A 23156-nucleotide genomic window follows, 5' to 3' on the forward strand; every position below is an offset into this window, starting at 1 on the left:
GGCGCCATGTATACCGGCTATTTCGCGACCGCTTCCAATCGCGGCGACTGGTCGGAAGCCATCGTGCTCACCGACGCCGAGAGCGGCGACACCATCGACATCAGCGGTTGCCGGCTGACGCTGAGTGTCGCTGATGAGCAAGGCAGCGTGCGGCTGAAAGCCTCGACCGACGACGGCTCGATCACGCTGCCCGATGTCGGCACCTTCCAGTGGGATTTTTCTGACGATCAGATGAGCGGCCTGTGCCCTGGCGCCTACAACGTCGGCGTTCGCATCTCGCGTGACGACCGCACGGTGCAGCTCGTGATCGGCAACGTCAACGTGATGGAAGGTATCGACCAGCAATGAGCGACGCCATCAAGCTGAAGGTTCTGCCGCAGTTTCCATCGAGGCTGACCGGGCGCGCTGGCATCGACGTGACCAAGCAGAGCGGGGAGTATTTCCTCGATCTCGACTACAACGATTTCCCGGTGATCTCTGCGGTGCCGACCGGCGCGACCTATGCGCTGATCTACAACCCGGCGACAAAGCAATATGCACAGTTGCCGATTGCGTTGCTCGGTGGCGGTCTTGCGGACGCGCCAAATGACGGCACGCTTTACGGCCGGAAAAACCTAGCGTGGTCGGCCGTACCCGCAGGGCTCGCGGATGCCCCGAACGATGGCAGCACCTATGCGCGGCGCAGTGCGGCATGGATCAATGTCCGCAACGTTTTGACGGCGGATCGTAATTTGTTCGTCAACGCTGCGACGGGCAGCGATGCCAACAACGGCCTGACTACCGGAACCGCGTTCGCCACGCTGCAAAAGGCGATGGATGTCATTGCAGCGACTGACAACAGCATTTTCAACAACGTCGTCACGGTCGCCAACGGCACCTATGCGCAACTGATCCTGAAATCCTATCTCGGTTCTGGCAACGTCACCTTTAACGGCGACAACGTTACGCCGGGCAATGTCATTATCACAGGTTCACCAGCGCTGTGGGCTGCGGCAGTTAACGGCGGAAGTTTCACCTTCAACGGCTTCCGCCTGCAATCCTCGGCGGGGCAGGATGTCAATGTTGGCTCGTATACCCTTGTCACGCTGAACACTTGCGAGTGGGCTGGCACCAGCGCCAACTACCGCATCTATGTCGGCAATTTCGGCAGGCTGCAAATTCAGGGCGCGCACAAGGTGCTGACCGGCGGGGCCGGTCTTCTCCTCGCTGAGATCAGCGGCTTTTTGTATATCAACGGCGCAGCATTCACGATTGGCGCGAACGTGACTTATAGCAGCGCTACGGCGACCGCGCGCACGCTCGGCTATATCAGCGCCTTTACAACGACGTTCAGCCTTGGCGCGTTTGTGGTGACAGGCCAGCGCTACAGCGCCGTCACCAATTCCGTCATCTCCGACACCGGCTCAATCACGCTGTTTCCGGGGACGGTGGCGGGCTCGGTTCTCACAGGCGGGCAATACACATGAGCAAAAGTTACAATGTCTTTGACTGGTACTGGATCGTCGGCGGCGACGGCTTGCAGGTCTACTCGTCCAAGCTGCGCGACTATGTGGGGGTGAGTGATCCGGCTTATTTGGACTGGCTTGCTGACGGCACAGCCGCAACGATGATCGACACCGAACACAGCCTCGGCGGCGTGATGGCGGTGTCCAACCTGCTGCGGCCGATCCCGGCCGGGGTGCTCGACGGCTACACCGACGCGCTGACCTTGCAGATCGCGCAGCAGCCCGATTTCGTGCTGTGGGTCGAAGTGTATCAGTCCGTGTTGGCACTGCCGAACCAGGCGGCCGTGCTCGCCCACATCAAGACCCGTCTATGAGTGTTCCGTTCCTCAGCGTCAAACCGCGCGCCATCAAGCTGAAAGTGTCACCGCGCTTTCCTGCGCGAGTGATCGGCCGCGCCGGTGTCGATGTCACCAAGCAGAACGGCGATTACTATCTCGATCTCGACTACAACGATTTCCAGACCATCAGCGCCGTTCCAGCCGGGGCCACCTATGCCCTGATCTTCAATCCCGCGACCGGGCAATATGCACAATTGCCGATCTCGCTGCTTGGTGGCGGCATTTCGGATGCGCCTAGCGATGGCACGACCTACGGCCGAAAAAATGCGGCGTGGACAGCCGTAACAGGCGGCGGCATTCCTGAGGCGCCGAATGACGGCATCCTCTACGGCCGGAAAAGCCTCGCATGGTCAGCCGTGCCAGCCGCGCCAATTGTCCGCGACATGTTGACGGCGGCGCGTACCTATTACGTCCGTCCCGATGGCAACAACGCCAACAATGGCTTGGCGGACACCGCTGGCGGGGCCTTCCTGACGATCCAGAAGGCGATTGATGTCATCGCCTCGCTCGATCTCTCGATCTATCAGGTGACCGTCATCGTGCGCCCCGCTGGCGGCGGCAATCTCAGCTTTGGCAACCAACTCAAAAACTATGTCGGCGCGCTTGCACCCATTATCGTCGGCGACGAAACGACACCCAGCAATGTCGCGGTCGATGGCAACGGGTCGTCGGTCTTCATTTCCGACAATGTGCGCCCGTGGCATATTCGCGGCATGCGGATACGCGCCACCTCTGCCGGGAGCGGCCTTGATGCGACCAACGGCGGCATCATCTATTTCCAGAAGATTGATTTCCAGACGTTCAATCAGGGCTACGCTCACATGCGGGCGAGCGGGGCCGCGATCATTGCCGCAACCGGCAATTACACCATCAGCGGCGACGCGGGCTTCCACTTGTTGTCCGTCAACAACGGCTATATGGCAAACTACCTCGCGGGCACTGTGCCGCTCACGGGGACGCTCAATTTCAGCCAAGGCTTTGCCTTAACCAACCAGGGCGGCGTGCTCTACACATCCGGCATGACGTTCAACCCGGCGGGCGCGACCGTGACCGGGCCGCGTTACGGCGCGACCTCGAACGGCGTCATCGCGACAGGCGGCGGCGGCGCCAACTACTTCCCCGGAAGTATCGCAGGCAGCGTCAGCGCGGGCGGCATCTACGGGTAGGCCATGCGCGAGATCGCGAAGCAGGTTGTCGAAACCATGCGGGCAACACCGTTCCTGCTCGCCATCCTGATCATCAATCTGGCGGTGCTGATCGGCTTCGCGTTCACGCTGCGCGAGGTCGGCAAGGCGATTGCCCGGCGTGACGCGATCATTGAACGCTGCATCAAATAGGAGGCAGGCCACGCGCGTGATGGCACGCCGCGACCCTCGACACCCCTGTGCCATCCGGCACAGGGGCTATTTTTTTTGAGTCGAGACCGTATCTCGAACGCGGTGAAAGGCCGGGTGCTGCCGGTTCTTGACCTTGATCCAGTGATCGCATCGCCCGGCGCGATAGGCGCGCTCGGCGTGCTTCGACACCATGCCCTCCAGCCCATGCAGGCAGGCCTGCCGGAATAGCTCGGGGCCGATCTCGCCCTGCTCGTAGGGCGCAGCGAAGATGCCCTCGGGGCGGCGCGCGAGCAGCCGCGCGAGGTTGGGCTTGCGCAGCTTCAGCGGCAGGCTCCGGTAGTCGTCGCCGTCGCCCGCCAGTATGTCGAAGGCGTAGAGCTGGACCTCGTCGTCGTGCCTGCGGGAGTGCAGGGCGTTGAAATCGGGCAGGCCGGTCATGGTCAGCACCACAGCCTCGCCGTCGATCACGAAACGCTTCTGCCGGTTCTGCAGGGCCGCCTCGACGATGCGCGGGTAGCGCCCGGCCCAGTCGTGGCCGTTCCTGGTGAGCAGGCGCACGCGGCCGTTCTCCCGCACCACGATCAGGCGGTATCGTGCATCCAGTCGGCGCCGGTCGGAACCTCGGTACCCACGACCGGCAGCGCAGGCTCAAAAGGTTTTGACATATCTGGCGCAGATAGGAATGCGCGTGGGCCTTGTCGAGTCCTTGACGGGCGGGTGGCGAGCGGCTGGAATGGTGCCTCAGCAGACATTGGTGACCGATCACTCCTCCGGGGTTGAATTGTCGCCATCCCGATGTATAACGGCGCTCGGGTGCTCGCTGCATTGAGCAGCGACAGGCTGAGCGATGGTCGGGCCGCCACGCGGAAAGCGTGCGCCCCATGAACGATAACCCTTCATTTGACGATCTGCCGAAAGCCCGGCGGCTGGCGGAACAGGCCCTCAGCACCCTTCATCGGTTTCTGCATGTCGAGGCAGTCAGTGGTGCCGCTCTTCTCGTTGCCGCCGCCGCTGCACTGATCTGGGCCAACTCTCCGTTCGTTCATAGCTATCACGCCTTTTGGAACCTTCCGCTCACAATCGGTGTCGGGGAATACGTCTTTTCCCGCTCGCTGCATTTCTGGGTCAACGACGCGCTGATGACAGTCTTCTTCCTCGTCGTGGGCATGGAGATTCGGCGCGAGGTTTATGAAGGCGCACTGAGCAAACTCGACCAAGCCATTCTGCCGCTTGTCGCGGCGACTGGTGGCGTCATCGTCCCAGCGCTCATCTATCTGAGCCTAAATAGCGATCCGGGTAGAGGGCAGGGTTGGGCCGTGCCAACCGCGACAGACATCGCCTTTGCCGTTGGGGTGCTCGCGCTGCTTGGACGAACCATCCCGGTCAATGTGCGGGTCTTCCTGCTTGCTCTGGCGATCATCGACGACATCATTGCGGTTCTGATCATTGCCCTCTTCTACACCGCCAGTCTTCAGCTTGGCGGTTTCATCATCGCGTCAATTGGCGTTCTCGCGGTTTTGGGATGTCAGCGGATTGGGATCGGTTCTGCGCCCTTTTACGTACTGCCGGGTTCTTTGGTTTGGATTGGGTTCATGGCAGCAGGCATCCATCCAACCCTTGCAGGCGTCGTGCTCGGGTTGATAACTCCGGCACGCGCCATACCGATGCGGGAGCCCCCGCTAGAAGTAGTGTCGCGAGTGCTCAAGCAGTTGCGAAGCAGCGATGCGGTGAAGGCAAGGGATCGGCACCTGTTAGAGCAACCGCTGCGAGACCTTCGCGTAGCTCACCGCGAGATATTGCCGCCGGTGTCGCGGGTGCAGATGGCAATGCATCCGTGGGTGGCTTACGGTGTCATGCCGATCTTCGCGCTGGCGAATGCCGGCGTCAGCCTAGCGGGCGCTGATCTCTCCGCTGGGAGCCATCTAGTGATGATGGGCACTGCGCTTGCGTTGGTCGCTGGGAAACCGCTTGGTGTCGTCGGCACGACTTGGGTCGCGGTACAACTTGGCTGGTGTCGCCTTGCTCCGGGCGTTTCGTGGGGGGGCGTCTGTCTGGTCGGCCTGCTGGCTGGGATCGGCTTTACCATGTCGATCTTCATCTCGATGCTCGCCTTCTCCGATGAGGGATTATTGAGGGCGGCGAAACTGGGGGTACTCCTCGGCTCGCTTGTTGCCGCCACACTCGGCCTTGGCTGGGGCGTCATCTACGTTCGACGTCAGGGAAAGGGACTCTAATGCCTTTCAAAGCGCCGCACACATCTTTCGTATCATTCGCCATTGAAGTTCTACCCTGCGGGATTATCCAGGTGATGATCGTCGAAACTGGCTTGCACCTAAATCCGAAGCATCCCTCGTACAATCGGCCCGCCGTAGAAACTCTCATCTTGGCCGCGCAAAACTATATTGGCGCCAACATAGAAGGTCCTGCCGCTATTCGGCTTGTTTCGACTCAAAGCATGGAAATCTGACTGTCTGCTACCGTTGTTCGTCGGGAATTGGCCCTATTGGGCTTCGCCATCTCGCCAAAGGTTTGATCCGCCAGTAGATCATCAATGAAACATGACAAACTCCTATTCTGGCTTTCGGTAGTAATGGGTCTCCTTGTGATCAGTTACTCGCTCTACGTTCTCCATTTCATTCTCGGTTGATGTCCAGTTGCTCACCTGCAGGACGAGTTCTATAACGCTCCGCATGACCGCTCTCACCCGACGCCGCTGTGACAACGAGCACGAAGAAACCTGGCACGTCTATTTCGGCGATGTCCGCGTAGGATCGATTGGCATGCGCGCTGGCGTACCGACCAGCACCGACCAATGGGGTTGGAGCGTCGGCTTTTATCCCGGCATAGAGCCGGGTACGCAGCGATCCGGTTCGGCCGCGACGTTCGACGAGGCCCGTGTTGCGTTCGAGCGCGCGTGGCAGGAGCTGCAGCCGACGCTCACTGAGGACAATTACGAGGCGTGGCGGCTCAGCCGCGACTTCCATGCGTGGAAATATCGCATGTGGGATGAGGGGTGCCAAATGCCAACACAGAACCAAAGCGGCTGGTCGAAATGCTTTTGTGGCGAGTCGATCCCAGTCGCCTGCGACGCACACATTCGCTCCGTTCACCGGGGCATTGGCGCATGAAGCACGTCGGGGAGCGGCCCTACGCCGACCCGGAGGCCGCCGCTCGCAAGCTGATCGAGCTGGCTGCCAGCATCCCGCCGGTTCAGGATGGCCGCATCCACATCGAGAAAATCAACGCGCCGTTCCTCTATATGCTGAAGGGCAGGGGTGCAGAGTTCGGGGCTGGCATCGATTACGCCGTCAAGATGGGCTGGCTCGAACTGCACGAGAGCGGCACCTATGTGCGGCTGCTGGCACCGGGCCAGGACCTGCTCAAATAATCACGTCGGTCGGCCGATCTTCCAGCCGACGATGAACACGGCGCACTTCGGCGCGTCGTCCCACTCGACCCAATAGGCGTATTCCGTCTTCATGCGCGTGGCGAAGGCAGGGTCGATTTCACGCGTGTCGATGGAGCCGAGAACGGTGCCGAATGTTCCCACCGGGGTCATTTCGCGCGGCTCAGCCCGCGTCTTCATAATGCGCGACCCGTTCGGGATCGCGCCCTTCGCCTGATGCCGGGAGAAGTCTCCGATCCAGCCCGGCTCGTTCGCTATCTCCAGCTTCATGTCGCCCGCTCGGCGGTGGCTCCGTTGAAGAACGCAGGCCCGGCGACGTGCGCCGCGCCGCTGGCCTTCGGTCCCTTCTTCTTCGCAGTCACCTTTTCAGGCCTCTTCGCTGCTGCCTTCTCCTTCGCCACCCGCTCGGCTTCCTCGCGCGCAATCTTCTGCGCGGTCTTCCAGTGGACCTTCTTCGGCGGCGCCTCGCCATGCTTCGGCGGTTTCAGCTTGACCTGTCCCCGGAAAATCTCGACCTCGTCGTGGTTCTTCAGATATTGCAGCTTCAGCTTGATCTGCTCGGGCTTCAACCCGGTGTCGCGCGGCAGGGTGTCGATGTTCGTCCAGCGGTCATGCGAGATGTACTCGACCAGCTTGATGCTGCGCGATGAGGCTGGCGCCGGCTTGACTTCCTCGGGCTTCGGCACGTAGGTCGAGATCGTGTCGCGCACGCCCGTGACGATCTTGACGAGGCGCACGACCAACTCGGCGAGGTCGGCCATTTCGCCGCGCATCGCGGCGACCTGATCGGGGATCGGCAGCACCTCCACCGGCAGTGACAGTGCCTGCTCGACCTTCAGCTTCTCGGGCTTCTTCGGTCTGTCGGTGGACATCTTCAACGAAACATTGTCGGCGCGTAACAGGCGGCGCACGTCCGCGCGTGTATTCATGCGTGAGCGCCAGTCGCTGGTCGTCTTCGCAACGACAATCTTGCGCACGTCCTTCTCGGGGACGACCTGCCACGCGATCTCGATGTGGCCGCCGTTGGTGTCGCGTAGTTGCGGCCGGATGCCGTGCGCCTTCAGCTCGTTGATCGCGATCTCCGTGAGTTCGTTCTGATAGGCCATGGTTGTTATCCTTCGCTCTCGTCGGGGGGCATGCGGACGATGTTGCTCACGCGACCAGCTCCACGATGCCGTTGAGCAGCTTCAGCACGAGCGGGCGCAGCAGCGCCGGGATTTGCATGAACACCTGCGCCATCTTGTAAACGTCGGCGTTGATGATCGCGGCGCTCTCGGTCCTGTCCCAGCCCAGCAGCTGGTGCGGCGTGGTGTCGAGCGCCTTGCTGAACTGGATCAGGCGGGAGCCGGACATGCGGTTGGTGCCCTTCTCGTACTTCTGTATCTGCTGGAAGGAGAGGCCGAACTGAGCAGCCAGTTGCTCCTGGCTCATGTTCTTCGCGAGCCGCGCCAGTCGCAGACGCGTGCCGAACTCGCGTTCGGTGTCGGCGTTCACTTTCGTCGGGCCCAGCTTTGCCACCCGCTTCTTCTTCGCCACCGTCCCCGTCCTCCTGTAGGTGTCGTACATTACGCGACACAATCGCCTTCTCAGTTTTCAACCGGGGCGCGATTGTTAATCAATCGTCGAATCCCCCCGAAGTCAACAGAGCGTACAGAGTACGACAGAAATGAGGCAGGCGTTACAGGTCGCAGTTGTCTGCAGACTATCGTATAAGGTGCGAAGCAAGAATTGCGGAGAACGTTCCCCGCAGAAATGCGAAGGCGCGGAAAGACTTTTCTGCATCGCAAAAATCAACTGTCCATTTCGGACAGGAGCGGCGCGATCTCCTTGAAGCCCTTTGCCAGGATCAGCGTGAATTTGTCCCGGTGTGGCACCTGCGCCGCGCGATGTGGCTCAAGATAATATCTGCCCTTGATCCGCTGCAGCAGACCTTGCTCCCGCAACACGTCGAGCCGTCGCATGACAGACGTGCGCGGCATGTTGAGGCGGACGGCGATCTCGCTGGCGTTCATCGCGCGCCCTTTGGCGTGACCCAGCATCGCGGCGACAGCGACCAAGGCGCGGTTGGCATCGGTCTCGCCCGGCTCCTGATCCAGCGGCACCGTGGTGGCGTGAAACGCCAAGCAGAGATCGATGAACATTTCCGCCAGCGCGCGACGGGCGTTCGACAGTTTCAGCGGGATGGGTGTCTCTGCTTGCACAGCGGGGAGGTAGCTGTTCTGCGCGCGCGATCCAGTGACAATGTTGGGAGTGGCACAAACTGCATAGTGGAGGCTGGGGCACAGTTATGCACAGTGTTGTGCGTACACCGGACGCAGGCGGCGGGTGTTCCCGGCCTCCGCGCCGGGCTTTTTCAAAAGGACCCCAGCCCACGTTAGGGCATGAGCCGGGGCTTGAGTTTGCCCTCACGAGCTTGAGGGCGTCGGGAAAACTTGACCAAGGCCGCGATGTTCCTCGATTCGAAATTTGCCGCGTCGAGATGCGATTCGCATTAAAAGAAGTCAGCAAACGCCGCGCGATTGCTGCTCAAGCAGGCGCCATCGAGCTGGATGGCGAGATCGCGGCTTCATCGTGTCGTTCCGCGATTGTATGGACCATACAATTCTCAAAAGAAAAACCCCGCCGTGGCGGGGTCTGGCTGGTGAGCGATTGTTGGCGAACGCTTCAGGCGGCCTCGACCAATTGCGGCGTTGACGACAGGCCGAGTATTTCGCGCAGCGCGGCATCGAGGTCGTCGAGTGCCTTGACGCGCGGGTCAACGATCTGACGCTCGATGATCTTGACCGGCACGAGATAGTGCCTGCGGGTGACCGGGGCGGCGTTCTTGTCGGGGGCCTTGTGCGTCATCACCTTGCCGATCTCGGCGTCGCTGTAACCCAGCTGCTCAAGGATGCAGGCCCCGGTGCGGCGCAGATCGTGCGGCGACAAGCCTTCGGGCAGGCCGAGATACTGGTTGATGCCGATCTGGCTGCGCTCCTTGTCGCGGCATCCGCGACGGCGTGTCATGATTTGGAGTGAACACTGCGCCATGTAGCGCTTGTTGGCGGTGGCGGCCTTGCTGGACTTGCGGCCGCCGCGCGCTTTCGGGAATGCATACTCCCGCATCGGGTCGCCAATCGAAAAGACCTGACCGAGTATCTCGCGCGCCAGACTGTTGAGCGGCTGCACGAGGTCGCGCGCCTTGGGCGAGCGACGCCCCTTGGTGACGGCGAGCGGGATCGTCACCGTGTCGGGCCCGATCCCTGCGCGCGGGATCGCGCAGCATTCCCCGGTGCGCAGCAGTGTCACCAGCGACAACTTCAGCGCCAGCTTGGTGAGCGGCGAGCCGGGGCAGTGCGGGTCGTCGAGACCGAACCAGAATTTGCGCAGCTGGTCGGCGGTGAGGACGAGACCATCCTCGATGTCGCCGACCTCGGTCGCGCGGTCGTCACCCCTCAGCGTCGGGACCGGGTTGACGGTCACGAAGGCGCGGTCGGGATGCTTGCCCCATGTGAACATGGTGCCAAGCTGTTGCAGGACGTTGTTGGCTTGGGCCGGGTGCTTCTCCGTGACGTAGCTGCGGTACAGCTCCATGATCTCTTGGCTGGTGATCTCGCTGGCGACCCGGTCGCCCCACCATGCCAGCGGGCGGCTCAGCGCCGAACGGATGCCGTCGTGGCTCTCCTTGCGGGGCACGGTGCCCCAGCGGCGCAGCACCGGCTCCTCGCAATAGGCCATGTAGGCGTCGTGCATCTGCCGGAAGGTGCGGCCGGTGGCGCGGGACAGGACGAGGTCACGGGCGCGCTCAGCGGTGATGCTCTTGCCGCTGGCGACCAGCCCGGCGAGGGCGGTGGCTTCGGCGCGGGCGCGGGCAATCGTCCACACCGGGTGTTCGCCGAGCAGGTGCCACTCGCGCACCGGCTTGCCGGTCTCGGGATGCAGCCGTTTCTTGTTCAGGTACTGGTAGTAGAAGCTGAACACCCCGTTGGGGGTGGTGCGCAGCACGAACCCCTTCTGGCCCTTCACGGGGCAGTCGCTGATGCTCTGGCGGGTGTCGGAGGCCTTGAGATGGAGGTCGGTGATGTACGGCATTTGCCCCTCAAACTTGATAGGTTGGAGCGTAGCCCCGGCTAACCGACTCGCCGGAAAAGCGGGGCCAACGCGTGAAAACGTGGCCCGGAGTGTTTGCCAAAAACCCTTATTTTGTAAGGGCTTCTAACTTTTCTTTACCGAGCCACAATTCCATCATAGAGCTGGCTCCCAATGCGATAGCTGGTATAGAGTCTCCGGACGGGGGTTGGGCCCCTCCGGGGGTTGATTTGGGGATCTGATGGTTTCCGACCGCGCAAGCGCCGAAAGGCTGTTGTCGCGCCGCCGTATTGGGCGAGCGGAGACGATACTGCTGTCTTTGGCAGCCGTCGCGCTGGCACTGGGAGCGGCCGCCTGGGTTGCAGACATGGGCGATTCGGCGCCGCTGGTCACCGCCTCACTGCCTCCGGCCACCGCACTGCCTCCGGCCAATGGCCCTTCGTTTGACGACCGTTTCGCTTCGGTATCCAGCAGCCCGCCTGCCCGTGACTTCGGCCTGCGGACGCTGGAGCGCTCCGCGGTGAGCGTGGTCCAGCTCAAGCTGCGCGACGCCAAGGCGATGCTGGCCCAAAAACTCCAGGGTGACGACTGGCGCTCGACCCTGACCGGCTCGACCCTGACCGATGACGACCGGCACGTGGTTGACGAGACGAGGCCGTCGCAGCGCGCCGACGCCATCCCGGTGCCGCGCTCGCGCCCGGCCCAGGCAGACCTCGCGTCCCAGATCGCCTCGAGCCAAGCCTATGCCGAGACCAACCCCAGGGTCGACAACCGCAACTTCTTCGAAAAATTCACCGACAAGATCAAGCTGGCGTCACTGACTCCCGGCGACGGCCTGCTCAGCAGGGCGCCTGATCTCGCCGCGCTCGGCTACGATTCACGCACGGCGGTCTATGACATCAAGGCCAAGGCGCTTTACCTGCCGAGCGGCGTCGCGCTGGAGGCGCATTCGGGCATGGGCGCGCTGATGGACGACCCCGACCATGTCGACCAGCGCATGGTTGGCGCGACCCCGCCGGCGACCTATGATTTGAAGCCGCGCGAAAAGCTGTTCCACGGCGTCCGTGCCCTGCGCTTGACGCCCACTGACGGCACCAGTGCGCTCGGCCGCGTCGGCCTGCTCACCCACAACTACATGCTCGGGCCACGCGGCGACTCCAATGGCTGCGTCTCGATCAAGGACTATGATCGCTTCCTGAAGGCCTGGGACAATGGCGAGTTCAACCGCCTGGTCGTCGTGCCTAACCTGCGCGGATCGGCGACCGCCTCGCAGCGGGCGAGCACCGACTCCTGATATTTGCTGGACGGCGGGGCTGCCGTTTCCCCTTCGTTAAGCCGACCTCGTCCAGAAGCAGCCCATGAGTGATCCCCAAAGTTCCGAGACCCCGCTGCGTACGACGTTCAAGATCAAGCTGAACGGCGACACGCTGGCGATTGCGACCGTCGGCCAGGCCTATCAATTCCTCACCAACTTCAAATCGGTCGAGTGGATGGAATTCCGCTCGCTCCATGAAGAGGCGGTCGCGGCGCTCGAAGGCGCCGCCGACAACGCCATGCTCGCGGTGCAGGCGACCAACGCCGTGCGCGCGCTGTTCGTGAGCGCGAAGCTGCTCTGAGCGGCCTTTCAACGCGCTCTCGTCGCCCGGATTGCGCTGCGCGCCATCCGGGCTATGGACGCCGGCAGGCCTTCCGCTCCCAGCTTGAACTCCGCTATAGGAACGGGCAAACGGTCCGCGAAGACCGTCGCCAGACGCCGATATGTTTGAAACTTCCAGGGAGAGACCCCAACATGAAACGCCGTACATTCCTCAAGGGCGGCGCGGTCGCCGGCGCGACGACGCTGGTTGCTGCACCTGCGATTGCGCAAGGCGCGCCCGAGATCAAATGGCGCCTGACCTCGAGCTTCCCCAAGTCGCTCGACACCATCTACGGCACGGCGCAGACCTTTGCGAAATACGTTGCGGAAGCCACCGACAACAAATTCCAGATCCAGACCTTTGCGGCCGGAGAGCTCGTTCCCGGCCTCCAGGCGCTCGATGCCGTCAGCGTCGCGTCCGTCGAGATGGCGCAGACGCCGCTGTATTTCTACATCGGCAAGGAGCCGGCGCTGGCCTACGCCACCGGCGCGCCGTTCGGCATGAACCATCGCCACCAGGAGTCCTGGTGGTATTTCGGCGGCGGCGCCGATCTCACCAACGAGGCGCTGAAGCCGTTCAAGACGCACGCCATCCTCTGCGGCAATTCCGGCACCCAGATGGGCGGCTGGTTCCGCAAGGAGATCAAGACCGTCGACGATCTCAAGGGCCTCAAATTCCGCATCGCCGGCATGGGCGGCCACGTGCTGGCCAGGGTCGGCATCGTGCCGCAGCAGCTCGCCGGCGGCGACGTTTATGCGGCGCTGGAGAAGGGCTCGATCGACGCCGCTGAATTCGTCGGTCCCTATGACGACGAGAAGCTCGGTTTCCAGAAGGTCGCCAAGTACTATTACTTCCCCGGCTGGTGGGAAGGCGGCGCGATGCTGCACATGATCGTCAATGACGAGAAGTGGGCGAGCTTGCCGAAGCAGTACCAGGCGATCGTCAATCAGGCCGCCTCGGCGGCCGGTGCCTGGATGCTGGAGAAATACGACAGCGTGAATCCGGCGGCCCTGAAGCGACTGATCGCCAACGGCGCGGAGCTGAAGGCGTTCCCGCAGCCGGTGCTGGAAGCCTGCTACAACGCGACCCAGGAGCATCTGAACGAGCTCGCCGCCAAGAGCGACCTGTTCAAGCGCACCAAGGAAAGCCACGACGCCTACATGAAGGAGCTGCTGTTCTATACGCAGATCGCGGAAAACTTCTACGACAACTATTTGCTCAGCAAGATGCGGAATAAGACTTGATGACGAGCAGGGCGCGGTGACTACGCCGCGCCCCGCTTCCGTAGCCCGGATGGAGCGCCGCGAAATCCGGGATCTCGCACGTCAACGGCACCGCCCCGGATTACGCTTCGCTCCATCCAGGCTACGGACTCAAGCCGCCCCCAAGCCAAGCTTCGCATAGATCCGCCTTGCATAGGCGCCGAACGCGTCGGTCGTCTTCAGCGGCAGGTCGCGCGGGAAGGGCAGGTCGATCGGGAAGTAGTCGGCCATCTTCGCAGGCCCCGCCGTCAGCACGGCGCAATGCGAGGACAGGAACACGGCTTCCTGGATCGAGTGCGTCACGAAGATGATGGTCTTGCCGCTCTCGCGCCAGATCCGCAGCATCTCCAGATTCATCTGCTCGCGCGTCAAGGCGTCCAGCGCCCCGAACGGCTCATCCATCAGGATCAGTTTTGGATCGTGAATGAAGGCCCGCGCGATCGCGGTGCGCTGCTGCATGCCGCCCGAGAGCTGCTGCGGATATCTCTGCTCGTAGCCGGCAAGCCCGACCAGGTTGAGCAGATCGCGCGCCCGCTCGCGCGCGGCCTTGATCGGCAGGCCAACGATCTCGGCCGGCAAGAGCACGTTGTCCAGGATGGTGCGCCACTTCAGCAGCAGCGCTTGCTGGAACACCATGCCGATGTCGCGGGTCGGATCGAACGGGCTTTTGGCATTGCCAATTCTGACGGTGCCGCCGTCGGCGCCGTGCAGGCCGGCCAAAATCTTCATCACCGTGGTCTTGCCGCAGCCGGAGGGGCCGACCAGCGAGACGAGCTCACCTTCCTGCACGTCCATCGTGACGTCGGACACCGCCAGGAACTCGGCGCCACCGCTGCGATAGACCTTTCGGACGCCGCTCAGGCTGATGAAGGGCTCGGCGCTCATGCCAGCCATTTGTCCAGATTGGGGGCGACGAACGCATCGTCGCTGAGGTCGGCGTGCTCGCGATAGACGCGGTCGATCTCCTCCTTCTGGCCGGGGCTGAGGCCCTCGTTCGGGTCGAGGCACCACAGGCCCTGCATCAGGCCCTGACGCCGCAGCACCTCGTGGCAACCGGCGATGCAGCCGTGAAAATTATTGGCGACGTCGAAGAAGGCGCTGTTGCAGTCGGTGACGCGGGCATCGAGTGCGAGCAGATCGGCCGGCACGGCCTCCTTGTGCCGCGCCGCCTTGCAGCGCTCGAACTGTTTGATGGCGCTCGCGGTCCACACCGACCAATGCCCGAGCAGACCGCCTTTGAAGTAGGTGCGTGTGGTGATGCCGTTGTCGCGCAGATCGAACGGCAGCATCAGATCGAGCAGGATGTGGTCGTCGTTGCCGGTGTAGAGCGCGACGCGATCGAGCGCACCGGCCGCCGCGACGCCGCGCAGCACGTCGAGCGTGCGATAGCGGTTGAACGGCGCGATCTTGATCGCGATCACATTGTCGATCGCGGCGAAGCGCTGCCAGAACCGGCTCGACAGGACGACCCCGCCGACGGCCGGCTGGAGATAGAAGCCGACCAGCGGGATCTCGGCGGCGACAGCCGTGCAATGCGCAATGATCTCCTCCTCGGAGGCGCTCTTCATCGCGGCGAGGCTAAGGAGCCCTGCGTGATAGCCGATATCGCGCGCGGTGCGGGCCTCAGCCGTCGCCTGCTGGGTCGGGCCGGCGAGGCCCGCGACCATCGCCAGCGGACGTCTGGTCCAGCTGGCTGCGGTCTCGGCGGCGAGCTCCAGCACGGGACGGTAGAGGCCGACGTCCCGGATCGCAAATTGCGTGGTGTGGACGCCGACCGCAAGGCCGCCCGAGCCGGCGTCGATGTAGTAGCGCGTCAGCGCGCGCTGATGCTTCTTGTCGAGCTGGCGCTCCGCCGTGAGCGCGAGGGGGTGCGCCGGCAGCACGGTGCCGTCGGCGATCAGCTTGCGGACGTCGCTGTTGATCTGGCCGTGGTGCATGATGTCCTATCCGAATTCAGGGCCGGCGACGGCGAATGGCGCATCCTTGGCAGCGGTGGTGGCGGGGCCGAACCGCATGCGCTGGAACGGCCGCTCGATGGTCCAGCCCGAGGCGGTCAACCCGTCCAGGAATGCGGCTTGCGACGCAACGGCATCGATCAGAATCGGGCCGGTCTCGGAGCGCGCGATCGCATGAACCAGGGCCAACGCCGGCGCGGCATTGTTGGCAAGCAACGGTCCGATATGGCGCGCGGTTCGGCCGTCGCGAACCAGCGCGATGGCGCCATGCGCGGCGACGATGCGCGAGCCGGAGCGCAGGGCGATGGCGGCGAGGAGCGCGGTGCGGTCGAAACCGGTGGCGCGCCGGTCCCGCGCCCGCAGCGCATCGATGGTCGCCGATGAAGACGGTGGGGCTTCGGCTCGCCCGGATTTCACCAGCTTCAGCCGGCGCAATTGCAGCGTCGGCGTGAATCCGAGCGGCCCGTAGACGGCGGCGCCGTCGGGCGTCGCGTCGAGCCAGCTCGTCAGGCCGTTCTTGCGCGCGGTTTCCAGGCAGGCATCGACGAGCCGGGTGGCGAGGCCGCGGCGGCGATGCGTGCCTGATACCAGCACCATGCTGATCCAGGCGTTGTTGCCGGAATAGGGCAGCAGCGCCGCGGTCGCGACCAGCCGTAGGCCGTCGCGAATACCGAACACCACGCCCTCGTGCAGGAAGATTCGCCAGTCCTCCTCGGTCTGGTTCCAGTGCGCTTCCGTCGACAGCACCAGCCCGGCGATCGCGTCGTCGACGCCGAGCTTGAGGATGGGCGAACCGTCAGTAGCGTCCATCGCGCACCTCGTATTTGGTGGGCTTGCCGAGGCTTGGCATGGCGCGGGACACCCAGTCCGCGGTCCAGGCGATCAACTGCTCGGTGTCGACCACCGGCAGGCCGAACAGCTCCACGGCTTTCGACGTGTCGGTCAGCCAGGCCGTCGGCTCTTCCTTGCCTGTCAGCACCGGCGCGCGGCCGAAGCGCGCGCCGAATTTTGCTGCGAGATCTCGCACCGCCAAAATCTCGTGGCCGCTGACATTGATCGGCGAGGTCGGCGCGGTGCAATGCGAAAGGCACCGCAGCGCCTGCGCGGATGCATCGCCCTGCCAGATGAAATTGACGTGGCCGAGACTGACATCGATTGGCGTTCCCGTGAGCACCTTTGTCGCGATGTCGTGCAGCACGCCATAGCGCATGTCGATCGCGTAATTGAGCCGGAACAGCCGGCCCGGCGTTTCAAACTTGCGCGAAAAATACTCGAACATGCGCTCGCGGCCGACGCAGGACTGGGCGTATTCGCCGGGCGGGTTCGGCGCCATGTCCTCGGTCGCGCCTTTGCGGTCGACGGGGACGAAGGGATAGATGCAGCCGGTCGAGAACGCCACGATGCGCGACGTCGGGAAGGCCTGCGCGACCAGCGCCGGGACATGCGCGTTCATCGCCCAGGTCAGCGACAGGTCGCCCTCGGCGCCGAACTTGCGGCCGGCCATGAAGACGATGTTCGGCGCCTTCGGCAATGCGTGAATTGCGCTCTCGTCCATCAGGTCGCAACTGATCGTCTCGACGCCGCGCGCGTGCAGCCAGTCCTTGACGCTCGCGTCGCTGAAGCGGGCGACGCCGATGACGCGGCGATCGGGTGCGGCGGCTTTCGCGAGCCCCGCCAGCGTCGGTCCCATCTTGCCGGCGACGCCGAGGATCATGATGTCGCCCTTGACCTTCTTGAGGTCGTCGATCAGCGCCTGGGTCGGCCGGCACAGGAGATCGTCGAGGGCTGCGATATCCGGGATCGTCTTCGGCAGCGTCTGGCGGGTGAGCAGCATGGATCGGTCCTTGTCGTTAGTTCTGCCGTTTCAAGTTTGCCTGGCATCGCCGACCACGAACCTGCGTTCGAGGGCGAGGACCAGGCCGTAGAGAGCGACGCCGAGCAGGGTCAGCAGCACGACGGCCATCACCATCGCGGGCGTGTCGAGCGACGACTGAACCTGGATCATGAGATAGCCGAGCCCGCGCTCGGAGGCGATGAACTCGCCGACGATGGCGCCGGCCACCGCGAGGATGGCGCCGACCTTCATGCCGGAGAACACGTAAGGCAGCGATCCCGGCAACTGGATCTTGCGGAACAGCGTCCAGCGCGAGCCGCGCAGCGATTTGACGAGGTCGAGCAGGTCCGGCTCGACCTCGCGCAGGCCGCGCGCGGTGGTCAGCAGGATCGGGAAGAAGCAGATGCTGAAGGCGATCAAAATGTTCGGCACGATGCCGTAGGAGAACCAGACGATGAAGAGCGGGCCGAGCGCGACCTTCGGGATCATGTTCATCGTCACGAACAGCGGCAGCAGCACGAGGCTCAGCAGCGGTGCCCAGCTGAAAATCACCGCGAGCGCGACGCCGACGAACGCGCCGAGGGCGAAGCCGCCGAGGATCTCGATGGCGGTGACCAGCGTGTTGGCGCCCCAGGCATAGCTCGCGGTGCCCAGCGTCTGCACCGTCGCGAGCGGGGAGGGCAGGATGAATTTCGGCACGTGGAAGGCATCGACCGCGACCTGCCAGAGCACGAGCACGGCGAGATGCACGATCAGGATGATCGCAAAGCTGCGCGAGGTGCGTGCGCCGTCTCCGGTCACCGGTTGCTCCCTGTTGCCAGCGGCGACCTTGCCGCTGTCCGTCAGCCTAACCGGCCTTGCAGAAAGTTTCAACCAGTTGGTTGATTAGGGCCGGAGCGAATGCAGCAAGAGGTCGACGACATGCCTGCGGCGGGCGCGCCTTGCCGCCCGGCTCGACAGGTCCTTGCCGAAGATCGCCGACAGCGTCGGCGTGTTGGAGAGATAGAAATAGCTGAGGCCGGCGATGGAGATATAGAGCTGGATCGGGTCGATCCCCTTGCGGAACACGCCGGTGCGAACGCCCTCGTGGAGGATGTGGGAGACGCTCTTCACCAGCGGCGAATGCATCGCCTCCAGCCGGGTCGAGCCGCGGACGTGGCGGGCGCCACCGCGGTTCTCGTCGTTCAGAAGCACGATGAAATCGGGGTTTGTTGCGAGGTAATCGAACGAGGCCTCGATCAGCTTCCGGATCGCCTTTTCCGGCGGCAGGCCTTCGAGGTTGAGCTGGCGTTCCTGCTCGCGGATGTCGGCGTAGACCCATTCGAGCACGGCGAGATAGAGCGCGTCCTTGTCGCCGAAGTAGTGGTAGACGAGCTGCTTGTTGACGCCCGCGCGCTCGGCGATCTCGTCGACGCGGGCGCCGGCAAAGCCGTGCCGGGCGAACTCCAGGCGCGCCGCGGTGAGCAGCTTCTTGCGGGTGGCGACGGGATCGCGCCGCTGCGGCACGGTGTCGCCTGAACGTTTTGCGGGCATTTCCAACCAGACAGTTGACAAGTCGAGGGCGGGCTTGTTGCATTGGTATCCTCACATGGGGAGAGCGACAAGCCGGGTCGCGGCAATGAGGAGGGATGCGATGAAGCGTTTGCAGGCTGTGGGCTCGGCTTTGGCTTTGGCCCTGATGCTCGGTGTGCCGGCGGTGCCGGCGAGCGCGGGGGAGGCGGTCAACCTGATCCTGAACTGGACACCGACGGCCGACCATTCGCCGTTCTATTTCGCCAAGGCGCAGGGCTGGTACGAGAAGGCCGGCATCGACCTGACCATCGAGGTCGGCAAGGGCTCCGGCGTCTCCGCCGCCAAGGTCGGCTCCGGCGGCTCGCCGTTCGGCATCGCCGATCTCGCCACCATGCTGGTCGCCAAGAGCAAGGGCGCCGACGACGTCGCGCTGATGAGCATCTACGCCAACACCGGCCAGACGTTTTATTGGCTGAAGAGCTACGGCGTGAATGGCGTGAAGGATTTTCCGAGCCACAAGATCGGCAACCCGCCCGGCGACGCCTCGCGCGTGATGTGGCCAGCTTTTGCCAAGGCCGCAGGCATCGCGCCTGATGCCGTCAGCTTCGTCAATATCGGCCCGACCGCGAAGATCGCCGCGCTGAAGAGCCATACCGTCGACATCATCAGCGACTTCTACAACGAGCACGATCTCAAGGTGATCGAGTTCGGGTCCGATCTCGGCTTCATCAACTGGAAGGACATCGGGCTCAACCCCTACGGCAATTCGCTGATCGTCAACGGCGCCTATCTCCAGAAGAACCCGAAGCTGGTCGAGGAGTTCGTCCGCGTCTCGCAGAAGGCCTTTGCCGCCTGCGTCGCCGACGTCACGCCGTGCCTGAAGGCGCTGCTCGACCAGGTCTCCGGTCTCGACAAGGAGAACCAGGAACGCCAGTGGGAGCGCATCAAGTATTTGATGACCGACGAGTTCACGACCGCCAAGGGTCTCGGCTGGATCGACGGCGAGCGGATGAAGAAGGACTATGAGCTGGTCCAGACCTATCTCGGCATGGAGAAGCCGTTCGACGTCTCTACGGCCTTCACGACCAAGATGCTGGATCCCGCCGTCAAGATGGATGCGAGCAAGGTGAAGAAGTAGGGCACCCGTACGCTTCCGCTTGTAGCCCGGATGGAGCGAAGCGCAATCCGGGAAACCTGCCGCTGAGGATGCGCTGTCCCGGATTTCGGTGCGCTCCATCCGGGCTACGGTGCTATCCTCAGCTTTTCTTCATCCCGTAGACGTGTTCGGGCCCGGGAAAGGCGCGTGACCGCACGTCGGCGGCATAGCCTTCGATCGCCGCTTCGATGGCCGGACCAAGATTGCCGTACCGCCGGACGAATTTCGGGGTGCGTGGCGACAGCCCGAGCATATCCTCGAGCACGAGCACCTGACCGTCGCAGGCAGCGCTCGCACCGATGCCGATGGTAGGGATCGCAATCGTCTCCGTAATCCTGCGCGCCAACTGTTCGGCCACGGCTTCGACGACGACCGAGAATGCACCGGCATCGGCGACGGCCTTCGCATCGTCCTCGATCGGGCCCCAGTCCACCTCGTTGCGCCCCTGGGCACGAAACGAACCGAGCGTGTTGATGGATTGCGGTGTGAGGCCAACATGCCCCATCACTGGGATGCCGCGCCCGGACAGGAATGCAATCGTCTCGGCCATGCGGACGCCGCCCTCAAGCTTCACCGCGCCGCATTGCGTTTCCTTCATGATCCGCACCGCGGAGTTGAACGCCTGCTCCCTGGAAGCTTCATACGAGCCGAACGGCATATCGACGACGACCAGCGCCTGCTTCGAGCCGCGCATCACCGCGGCGCCCTGAAGGATCATCATGTCGAGCGTAACCGGCACCGTCGTCTCGAAGCCATGCATGACGTTGCCAAGGGAATCGCCGACCAGGATGACGTCGCAATGCCGATCCACCAGTGCGGCCGTATGCGCGTGATAGGACGTCAGCATCACGATCGGCTCGCCCCGCTTGCGTGCACGGATGTCCGGCGCGGTCTTGCGCCTGATGGAAGACTGAATTGACATGATCGGCTCCGTCTGCGGGGGAGGCGGATCGAAACCAGATGCCATGAGCATGTCAATCCGGATGGTCGGGCCTGCGATCACAATGGACGGCGTGAGGGCCCACTGTCTCGACATTCTCAGTGTCATCGCCCGCGTAGGCGGGCGATCCAGTATTCCAGAGGCCGTGCCATGATGCGGATAAGCCGCGGCGTACTGGATGCCCCGGTCAAGCCGGGGCATGACAGCGGTGTGTTGCGCGGAAGCGCTCGCCCAAGCCCTTCCGCAGGCCCAGCCCGTCCACACCCCCACGTGCCCTAGGATAAATTAACCAGCCATTAACCAAATTCGCCGCATCGTTAACCATTCAATAACAGGGATCGAGTCGGCCGCTATGGAGGCTGCAGCAAAAGTCCAACGCCAAATGGTTCGCCTGCGCGGGCGCTCCTACGTGGCCTTCGTGTTCGTGCCGACGGTTCCGATCCAGGACTGGCTGCAGGAGATCGACGCCACGATTGCGCGCTCGCCGGGTTTCTTCGCCGGCCGGCCCGTGGTGATCGATCTGTCCTCGGTCGATCTCAGCCAGTCCGGCATCGCCCATCTGCTCACGAGCCTCCAGGATCGCAACATCCGGGTGCTCGGGATCGAGGGGGTGGAGGAGGGCCGGCTGACGCCGACCATGCCGCCGCTGCTCTCGGGAGGGCGCAGCTGCGTGGTCGAGCCGAGCGCGCCGAAGAAGGCCGAGGCGAAGGCCGTAACCAAGCCGACCTCGCTCCTGCTCGATAGCCCGGTGCGCTCGGGCCAGACCGTGATCTTCCCGGAGGGCGACGTCACCATTCTGGGCTCGGTCGGCTCCGGCGCCGAAGTCGTCGCCGGCGGTTCCATCCACATCTACGGCGCGCTCCGCGGCCGTGCCATGGCGGGGGTCAATGGGCACACGAGCGCCCGCATCTATTGTCAGAAGATCGAGGCTGAACTGCTTGCAATTGATGGATTTTACCAGACTGCGGACGACATCGACGCCGCTTTGCGCGGCAAGCCGGCGCAGGCCTGGCTGCAGGGGAATACCATGCGAATTACAGCACTGAACTGACCAGCAAAGGAGACATTTCAGATGAGTAAGGTACTGGTCGTGACATCAGGCAAGGGCGGGGTCGGCAAGACCACGACGACCGCCGCGTTGGGGGCTGCGCTGGCGCAGCGCGGCGACAAGGTCGTCGTCGTCGATTTCGACGTCGGCCTGCGCAACCTCGACCTCGTCATGGGCGCCGAACGCCGCGTCGTGTTCGATCTCATCAACGTGGTGCAGGGTGTCGCAAAGCTGCCACAGGCGCTGATCCGCGACAAGCGGCTGGAGAATCTCTGGCTGCTGCCGGCTTCCCAAACCCGCGACAAGGACGCGTTGACGGAAGAGGGCGTCGGCAAGGTCATCGACGATTTGCGCGACCGCTTCGACTGGGTGATCTGCGACAGCCCGGCCGGCATCGAGCGCGGCGCCTCCATGGCGATGCGCTTTGCGGACGAGGCCGTGATCGTCACCAATCCGGAAGTCTCCTCGGTGCGCGATTCCGACCGCATCATCGGCATGCTCGATTCCAAGACGGTGCGGGCCGAGAAGGGCGAGCACGTCCAGAAGCACATTCTCATCACCCGCTACGATGCCTCGCGCGCCGCGCGCGGCGAGATGCTGACCATCGACGACATCCTCGAAATCCTCGCAACGCCCTTGCTCGGCATCATCCCCGAGAGCCAGGACGTGTTGAAGGCCTCCAATGTCGGCACGCCGGTGACGCTGTCGAACGTGGACGGCGCACCCGCACGGGCCTATATCGACGCGGCGCGGCGGCTGTGCGGCGACACCGTGGCGATGCAGGTTCCGGCCGAGCGCAGGCGCTTCATGGATCGTCTGCTGCGACGGAGGGCTGCATGAGCATGGGTCTGCTTCGGCTTCTCCGCGGCAAGAAGGCCTCGGCACCCGTCGCACGCGAACGGCTGCAGATCCTGCTTGCCCATGAACGCGGATTGCGCGGCCAGCCCGATCTGCTCGGCGTGCTGCGCGAGGAAATTCTTGCTGTCGTGTCCAGGCACGTCACGCTGGACCCGACCAAGGTCATCGTCCGGCTCGAGCGCGGCGACGAGGTATCGACCCTGGAGGTCGATATCGAGGTGCCGAACGATTTGGAGCGCAAGCGCGCGGCGGTCGGGTAGGGGATCCGGCCGGTACAATGCAAATTTGGGGTGGGTGAGA

General features: G+C 63.5%; 28 protein-coding genes. 15 read left to right on the forward strand and 13 right to left on the reverse strand.

The features are described 5' to 3' along the window. Positions 1-6 precede the first annotated feature (6 nt). The 5 genes from IVB46_RS39830 to IVB46_RS39850 are packed head-to-tail and all read left to right on the forward strand — an operon-like array spanning position 7 to position 3180. Positions 7-348 (forward strand): hypothetical protein, encoded by a 342-nt coding sequence (locus IVB46_RS39830; protein WP_247345341.1) that lies wholly within the window; start codon positions 7-9, stop codon positions 346-348. Then, positions 345-1466, forward strand: coding sequence for a hypothetical protein (locus IVB46_RS39835; RefSeq protein WP_247345344.1), 1122 nt, complete (start codon positions 345-347; stop codon positions 1464-1466). The genes IVB46_RS39830 and IVB46_RS39835 overlap by 4 nt, the downstream gene beginning before the upstream one ends. Continuing rightward, entirely contained in the window at positions 1463-1819 is a 357-nt protein-coding gene (locus IVB46_RS39840) for a hypothetical protein (RefSeq protein WP_247311003.1), read from the forward strand. Before IVB46_RS39835 ends, IVB46_RS39840 begins: the two co-directional genes overlap by 4 nt. Further along, a complete protein-coding gene (locus IVB46_RS39845; protein WP_247311000.1) occupies positions 1816-3009 on the forward strand; it encodes a hypothetical protein in 1194 nt (397 codons plus the stop codon). The genes IVB46_RS39840 and IVB46_RS39845 overlap by 4 nt, the downstream gene beginning before the upstream one ends. 3 nt (positions 3010-3012) lie before the next feature. After that, positions 3013-3180, forward strand: coding sequence for a hypothetical protein (locus IVB46_RS39850; RefSeq protein ID WP_247310998.1), 168 nt, complete (start codon positions 3013-3015; stop codon positions 3178-3180). A gap of 66 nt (positions 3181-3246) precedes the next feature. Here the strand turns inward: IVB46_RS39850 and IVB46_RS39855 are convergent, their stop codons facing one another. Beyond that, positions 3247-3738, reverse strand: coding sequence for a DNA ligase (locus tag IVB46_RS39855; RefSeq protein WP_247310995.1), 492 nt, complete (start codon positions 3736-3738; stop codon positions 3247-3249). Between the two features lie 323 nt (positions 3739-4061). Between IVB46_RS39855 and nhaA the strand changes: the two genes are divergently transcribed. The 3 genes from nhaA to IVB46_RS39870 all read left to right on the forward strand — a co-directional run bounded on the left by nhaA (position 4062) and on the right by IVB46_RS39870 (position 6568). Further along, entirely contained in the window at positions 4062-5414 is a 1353-nt protein-coding gene (gene nhaA, locus IVB46_RS39860) for a Na+/H+ antiporter NhaA (RefSeq protein WP_247310992.1), read from the forward strand. Between the two features lie 456 nt (positions 5415-5870). Further along, on the forward strand, positions 5871-6308 hold the full coding sequence (locus IVB46_RS39865; RefSeq protein ID WP_247310989.1) for a hypothetical protein: 438 nt from the start codon (positions 5871-5873) through the stop codon (positions 6306-6308). Further along, positions 6305-6568, forward strand: a complete 264-nt coding sequence (locus IVB46_RS39870) for a hypothetical protein (protein WP_247310986.1) — start codon at positions 6305-6307, stop codon at positions 6566-6568. Before IVB46_RS39865 ends, IVB46_RS39870 begins: the two co-directional genes overlap by 4 nt. Here the strand turns inward: IVB46_RS39870 and IVB46_RS39875 are convergent, their stop codons facing one another. The 5 genes from IVB46_RS39875 to IVB46_RS39895 form a co-directional block, all read right to left on the reverse strand. Beyond that, positions 6569-6856 (reverse strand): hypothetical protein, encoded by a 288-nt coding sequence (locus IVB46_RS39875; RefSeq protein ID WP_247310984.1) that lies wholly within the window; start codon positions 6854-6856, stop codon positions 6569-6571. Then, entirely contained in the window at positions 6853-7692 is an 840-nt protein-coding gene (locus IVB46_RS39880; protein ID WP_247345347.1) for a hypothetical protein, read from the reverse strand. Before IVB46_RS39880 ends, IVB46_RS39875 begins: the two co-directional genes overlap by 4 nt. Positions 7693-7738: 46 nt before the next feature. Further along, a complete protein-coding gene (locus IVB46_RS39885) occupies positions 7739-8122 on the reverse strand; it encodes a helix-turn-helix transcriptional regulator (RefSeq protein WP_247345350.1) in 384 nt (127 codons plus the stop codon). Positions 8123-8376: 254 nt separating this feature from the next. Further along, the gene (locus IVB46_RS45155) at positions 8377-8787 is read right to left on the reverse strand and encodes a helix-turn-helix domain-containing protein (protein ID WP_247310976.1); all 411 of its coding nucleotides are present in this window, start codon (positions 8785-8787) and stop codon (positions 8377-8379) included. A gap of 463 nt (positions 8788-9250) precedes the next feature. Continuing rightward, positions 9251-10657, reverse strand: a complete 1407-nt coding sequence (locus IVB46_RS39895; protein WP_247310973.1) for an integrase arm-type DNA-binding domain-containing protein — start codon at positions 10655-10657, stop codon at positions 9251-9253. A 307-nt stretch (positions 10658-10964) separates the two neighbouring features. Between IVB46_RS39895 and IVB46_RS39900 the strand changes: the two genes are divergently transcribed. From IVB46_RS39900 to IVB46_RS39910, 3 genes are all read left to right on the forward strand, one after another. Continuing rightward, positions 10965-11948, forward strand: a complete 984-nt coding sequence (locus IVB46_RS39900) for a DUF2778 domain-containing protein (protein ID WP_247311551.1) — start codon at positions 10965-10967, stop codon at positions 11946-11948. Between the two features lie 64 nt (positions 11949-12012). Then, on the forward strand, positions 12013-12270 hold the full coding sequence (locus tag IVB46_RS39905; protein WP_014495671.1) for a hypothetical protein: 258 nt from the start codon (positions 12013-12015) through the stop codon (positions 12268-12270). A 173-nt stretch (positions 12271-12443) separates the two neighbouring features. Then, a complete protein-coding gene (locus IVB46_RS39910; protein WP_247345355.1) occupies positions 12444-13535 on the forward strand; it encodes a substrate-binding domain-containing protein in 1092 nt (363 codons plus the stop codon). 129 nt (positions 13536-13664) lie between these two features. On the opposite strand, the gene IVB46_RS39915 is transcribed toward IVB46_RS39910, so the two are convergent. The 6 genes from IVB46_RS39915 to IVB46_RS39940 all read right to left on the reverse strand — a co-directional run bounded on the left by IVB46_RS39915 (position 13665) and on the right by IVB46_RS39940 (position 18875). Then, a complete protein-coding gene (locus IVB46_RS39915) occupies positions 13665-14447 on the reverse strand; it encodes an ABC transporter ATP-binding protein (RefSeq protein WP_247310967.1) in 783 nt (260 codons plus the stop codon). Further along, positions 14435-15490 carry a dihydrodipicolinate synthase family protein gene (locus IVB46_RS39920; protein WP_247310964.1) on the reverse strand — a complete coding sequence of 352 codons (1056 nt, stop codon included), beginning with the start codon at positions 15488-15490 and terminating at the stop codon, positions 14435-14437. Before IVB46_RS39920 ends, IVB46_RS39915 begins: the two co-directional genes overlap by 13 nt. Positions 15491-15496: 6 nt before the next feature. Continuing rightward, on the reverse strand, positions 15497-16318 hold the full coding sequence (locus tag IVB46_RS39925; RefSeq protein ID WP_247310961.1) for a GNAT family N-acetyltransferase: 822 nt from the start codon (positions 16316-16318) through the stop codon (positions 15497-15499). Further along, complete coding sequence (locus IVB46_RS39930; protein ID WP_247310957.1) at positions 16305-17342, reverse strand: NAD(P)-dependent oxidoreductase; 1038 nt, start codon at positions 17340-17342, stop codon at positions 16305-16307. The genes IVB46_RS39925 and IVB46_RS39930 overlap by 14 nt, the downstream gene beginning before the upstream one ends. Positions 17343-17372: 30 nt before the next feature. Continuing rightward, a complete protein-coding gene (locus IVB46_RS39935; protein ID WP_166353007.1) occupies positions 17373-18143 on the reverse strand; it encodes an ABC transporter permease in 771 nt (256 codons plus the stop codon). 84 nt (positions 18144-18227) lie between these two features. Beyond that, positions 18228-18875, reverse strand: a complete 648-nt coding sequence (locus IVB46_RS39940; protein WP_063983595.1) for a TetR/AcrR family transcriptional regulator — start codon at positions 18873-18875, stop codon at positions 18228-18230. A 100-nt stretch (positions 18876-18975) separates the two neighbouring features. Between IVB46_RS39940 and IVB46_RS39945 the strand changes: the two genes are divergently transcribed. Further along, positions 18976-19992, forward strand: a complete 1017-nt coding sequence (locus IVB46_RS39945) for an ABC transporter substrate-binding protein (RefSeq protein ID WP_247310954.1) — start codon at positions 18976-18978, stop codon at positions 19990-19992. 118 nt (positions 19993-20110) lie between these two features. On the opposite strand, the gene panB is transcribed toward IVB46_RS39945, so the two are convergent. Further along, a complete protein-coding gene (panB, locus tag IVB46_RS39950) occupies positions 20111-20932 on the reverse strand; it encodes a 3-methyl-2-oxobutanoate hydroxymethyltransferase (protein ID WP_247311548.1) in 822 nt (273 codons plus the stop codon). 370 nt (positions 20933-21302) lie between these two features. On the opposite strand from panB, the gene minC reads away from it, so the two are divergent. The 3 genes from minC to minE are packed head-to-tail and all read left to right on the forward strand — an operon-like array spanning position 21303 to position 23116. After that, positions 21303-22001, forward strand: a complete 699-nt coding sequence (minC, locus tag IVB46_RS39955; RefSeq protein ID WP_063983592.1) for a septum site-determining protein MinC — start codon at positions 21303-21305, stop codon at positions 21999-22001. Positions 22002-22022: 21 nt separating this feature from the next. Next, entirely contained in the window at positions 22023-22838 is an 816-nt protein-coding gene (gene minD / locus IVB46_RS39960; RefSeq protein WP_063983591.1) for a septum site-determining protein MinD, read from the forward strand. Then, the gene (gene minE / locus IVB46_RS39965) at positions 22835-23116 is read left to right on the forward strand and encodes a cell division topological specificity factor MinE (protein ID WP_063983590.1); all 282 of its coding nucleotides are present in this window, start codon (positions 22835-22837) and stop codon (positions 23114-23116) included. Before minD ends, minE begins: the two co-directional genes overlap by 4 nt. Positions 23117-23156 lie beyond the last annotated feature (40 nt).

Origin of the sequence: Bradyrhizobium sp. 61 (genome assembly GCF_023073075.1) — a bacterium.
GTDB lineage: Bacteria > Pseudomonadota > Alphaproteobacteria > Rhizobiales > Xanthobacteraceae > Bradyrhizobium > Bradyrhizobium barranii.